This is a genomic window from Streptomyces panacea, assembly GCF_040560175.1.
GTDB lineage: Bacteria > Actinomycetota > Actinomycetes > Streptomycetales > Streptomycetaceae > Streptomyces > Streptomyces panacea.
In genome coordinates, this window is sequence record NZ_JARJHW010000321.1 from 1 (window position 1) to 3,940 (window position 3,940).

Sequence of the window (3,940 nt, forward strand, 5' to 3'; positions counted from 1 at the left end):
CGGGGTCGTGGACGGGGTCGTGGACGGCGGGGGTGCTGGTGGCGGTGCTGGCGCGGGCGGCGGTGACGCGCACGCGCGCTGTGACGGTCGTCCCCGGTGGGGTGTGGGTCCGGGCGTTGGCCAGCAGGTTCACCAGCACCTGATGGAGCCGGGGCCGGTCGCCGTACACGTTCGCGGGCTCGTCCGGCAGCTCCAGCCGCCAGTGGTGGTCCTGCCCGGCGGCCCGCGCGTCACTCAGCGCGTCCACGACGAGCGGGGACAGGTCCGTCGTCTCGTACGCGAGCGGCCGTCCGGCGTCGAGGCGTGCCAGCAGCAGCAGATCGTCCACCAGCCCGGTCATCCGCTCCGCCTCGGCCTCGATCCGGCCGAGCGCGTGCCGCGTGTCGGGACCGATGTCCTCCCGGCCGCGCCGGGTGAGTTCGGCGTAACCACGGATGGAGGCGAGCGGTGTCCGCAGTTCGTGGCTCGCGTCGGCGACGAACCGGCGTACCCGCGTCTCGCTCTCCTGCCGCGCGGCGAGCGCCGAACCGACGTGCCCCAGCATCCGGTTGAGCGCGGCGCCGACCTGGCCGACCTCGGTACGCGGATCGGCCTCGGTGTCCGGCAGCCGGGTCAGGGGCGCCACTTCGCCACTGTGCAGGGGGAGTTCGGAGACCTGGGTGGCGGTCGTGGCCACGCGCCGCAGTGGCCGCAGGGCCACTCCGACGAGCACCCCGCCGGCGATCCCGGCGGCGACGAGACCGGCGACGGTGACGCAGATCTCGACCACGACGAGGGTGGCGAGGGTGTCCTGGACATCGCTGAGCGGGACACCGACGAGGAAGGAGCCGTTGACGCCGTCGACGTACTCGACGCGGTAGTCGCCGAGGTCCGCGAGGGTCACGGTGTGCGAATCGCCGTCGCGCGGGACCGTCGCGAGGGCGGCCGTCTGGGAGTCGGTGAGCGCGTGGCCGGTGACCTGCTGGCCGCTCTGGTCGTCGCCGCTCGTCTGGGCGCTGATCAGGCCCCGGCCGATGTCGCCGGGACCGGTGCCGGTCAGCTCGACGCCGACCGTTCCGATCGGGGCGCCACCGCCGGTGATGGTCCTGAGCGGCTCCTTCACCTCCGACTGGCGGGGCGGGGGGACGTCGTCCGGCGGCCGGTCGGCCCGCTTGTGCGGCCCGGCTGCCCGTTGGGCGACGGCGTGGACCTGGGCGTCGAGCTGGTCGTACTGGTACGAGCGGAACGCGATCGTCGTCACCGCGCCGATCACCGCCGCCACGACCGCGATCAGCGAGACGGCGGACACGACGAGGCGCGTGCGCAGCGACCAGCGCCTCGACGCCGCGCGTGGGGTCGTACGCGTGGCGGTACGACGGGTCGTGCCCGACGCCGTACGCGGGGCCGTACGCCAGGCTGTGTCCGACGCCGAACTCGGGGCCGTGCGCGGGGCCGTGCGCGGGCGTCGGCGCCGTACGCGCTCCCGGAGCGCCACGGCTACTCGCCCGGCTTGATCAGATACCCCGCCCCGCGCCGCGTGTGGATCATCGGCGGCCGGCCCGCGTCGATCTTCCGTCGCAGGTACGAGATGTAGAGCTCCACGACGTTCGCCTGGCCGCCGAAGTCGTACGACCACACGCGGTCGAGGATCTGGGCCTTGCTCAGCACGCGCCGCGGGTTGCGCATCAGGAAGCGCAGCAGCTCGAACTCCGTCGCCGTGAGGTGGATGGACCGCCCCGCCCGGCTGACGTCGTGGCTGTCCTCGTCGAGCGCCAGATCGCCGACGACCAGCACCGATTCGCTGCGCGCGGAGGCGGTGCCGGAGCGCCGGATGAGGCCGCGGAGCCGTGCCACGACCTCCTCCAGGCTGAAGGGCTTGGTGACGTAGTCGTCACCGCCCGCGGTGAGCCCGGCGATCCGGTCCTCCACGGCGTCCTTCGCGGTCAGGAAGAGGACGGGCACCTGCGGCAGCTCCTGGCGGAGCCGCCCGAGGACGGCGATGCCGTCCATGTCGGGCAGCATCACGTCCAGCACGACCGCGTCGGGCCGGAACTCCCGCGCCGAGCGGACGGCCCCCGCGCCGTCACCGGCGCTGCGGACATCCCACCCCTCGTAGCGCAGGGTCATCGACATCAGCTCGGCGAGCGAGGCTTCGTCGTCCACGACAAGGACCCGGACGGGGCTGCCGTCCGGCTTGATCATCTCGGTACGCCCCCTGGGCGAGGTGACGGTCATGGTGCCCACACTGCGGAGCCCGAGTGAGAACGCCCTTGCCGCTTCCTGTGAATTCCCTGAGAACGCGGCCGGGCCCGGGAACCGGGCGGAACGGGCTCAGTCGTCGTCCTCCCAGGGTGCGAGGAGGCGCGCTTCGCGTCGGCCCGCGTAACGCTCCTTGCGATTGCCGGTCCTGGCCCACTCCTGCCGCTCCCTGATGTGGGAGCGCACCTTGCAGCCGGCACAGCAGGGCCGGACGATCAGCGCCACGAGGGTCAGGACCCAACGGCAGCGGGTGTCCGTGTCCTCCCGCGTCGGGCGGGGCGGCAGGTCACAGGGGCCGTAACGGTGATCGTGGACGGGCAGGGGGCGGTGCTCCGCGTGGCGGACCCACGGCGGCTTCGTCTTGTCCGTACGGGACATCTCGTTCCTCTCGGAACCCGCCGCCCGTGCTCCCGGGGCTTCCGGGCGGGCGGCTAGGTCGTCCGCGTCGTCCACGTCACGGCGTCACGCTCCTTCGAGTCCGGTGTGCGGCTGTCCACGGGAGTGAACAGCCTTGCAGGCTAAGGGAAAAGCCGCCGGAAGGTCACCCCTCGGCAATGCCCTGGGCGATGCCTTCGGGATCCAGGCCGAAGAGGCGGACCCCGTTCCCGTAACAGACCGCGCGCGTCCAGGCGTCGCCCAGCCCGAGCCGTTCGAGGACCTCCAGCTGGTGGAGGTACGGGTACGGGATGTTGGGAAAGTCCGACCCGAGCAGGATCCGGTCCCCCAGGTCCGCGAGCCGGGCCTTGGCGTCCGCGCCCGCCGGGAACGGCGCGAATGCCTCGCTGAAGTCGGTGAACGCCATCGTCGTGTCGAGCAGGACCCCGTCGTACCGGGCGGCCAGGTCCAGGAAGTCCGTGTACTCCGGCATCCCCATGTGCGCGACGACGAGCCGTAGTCGCGGATGGCGCGCGAGCAGCCGCCCGACGGGCTCGGGCCCGGTGAACTTGCCTGGCTGCGGCCCCGATCCGCAGTGCATGACGACCGGCACGCCGGCGTCGGCGAGCAACCCCCAGACCTGGTCGAGGCGTTCGTCGTTGGGGTCGTAACCCCCCACCTGGAGATGCGACTTGAAGATCCGCGCCCCGGACTCGACGGCCTCGCGTACGTACGTCTCCACGCCCTCCTCCGGGAAGAGGGTCGCGGTCTGGAGGCAGTCGGGCGTCCGCGCGGCGAATCCGGCGGCCCAGCCGTTGAGCCAGTCGGCCATGCCGGGCTTGTGGGGGTAGAGCATCGAGGTGTACGCCCGTACGCCGAACGCGCGCAGGAGCGCCACGCGTTGGTCCTCCTCGTGCCGGTAGGTGATGGGCCACTCCATGCCGGTGAGGGGGCCGGCACTGTCGAAGTACGCCCACACCTTCCGCAGGACGCGGTCGGGCATGAAGTGCGTGTGTATGTCGATGAGTCCGGGCAGCGAGAGCCGTTCCCGGAACTCCCTCACGGCCTGGATCTCCGCGGCTGCTTGATCATCCATCCCCCTAGCCTCCGATCCGGAGGGCGACCTGTCCAGGGGCACTCGGAGGCCCGCCGACAGTCGGGGTCAGAACAGCCCGTCCTGTACGGAGGTGCTCGCGCGCTCCCTCGGCACATCGCGTACGGGCACGGTCACGGGATCGATCTCGCCACCTCCCGCAGCCCCTGTCCCCGTCCCCGTTCCCGCCCGCGCTCCCGTCCTCGTCCCCATCCCCGTTCTCGCTCCTGTCTC

General features: G+C 72.2%; 4 protein-coding genes. All 4 read right to left on the reverse strand.

What is annotated here, in order from left to right:
* The coding region (locus P3L51_RS35365) for a sensor histidine kinase (protein WP_435594596.1) at positions 1 to 1,474 on the reverse strand (1,474 nt) is incomplete at its 3' end.
* Between the two features lie 2 nt (positions 1,475 to 1,476).
* Positions 1,477 to 2,214, reverse strand: a complete 738-nt coding sequence (locus P3L51_RS35370) for a response regulator transcription factor (protein WP_354609465.1) — start codon at positions 2,212 to 2,214, stop codon at positions 1,477 to 1,479.
* Positions 2,215 to 2,310: 96 nt separating this feature from the next.
* Positions 2,311 to 2,691, reverse strand: coding sequence for a hypothetical protein (locus P3L51_RS35375; protein WP_354609466.1), 381 nt, complete (start codon positions 2,689 to 2,691; stop codon positions 2,311 to 2,313).
* 88 nt (positions 2,692 to 2,779) lie between these two features.
* A complete protein-coding gene (locus P3L51_RS35380; protein WP_354609467.1) occupies positions 2,780 to 3,709 on the reverse strand; it encodes an amidohydrolase family protein in 930 nt (309 codons plus the stop codon).
* Positions 3,710 to 3,940 lie beyond the last annotated feature (231 nt).

Excerpts from the sequence above, each read along its gene's own strand:
- P3L51_RS35380 (WP_354609467.1), bottom strand. The coding sequence starts at position 3,709 with ATGGATGATCAAGCAGCCGCGGAGATCCAGGCCGTGAGGGAGTTCCGG.
- P3L51_RS35370 (WP_354609465.1), bottom strand. The coding sequence starts at position 2,214 with ATGACCGTCACCTCGCCCAGGGGGCGTACCGAGATGATCAAGCCGGAC.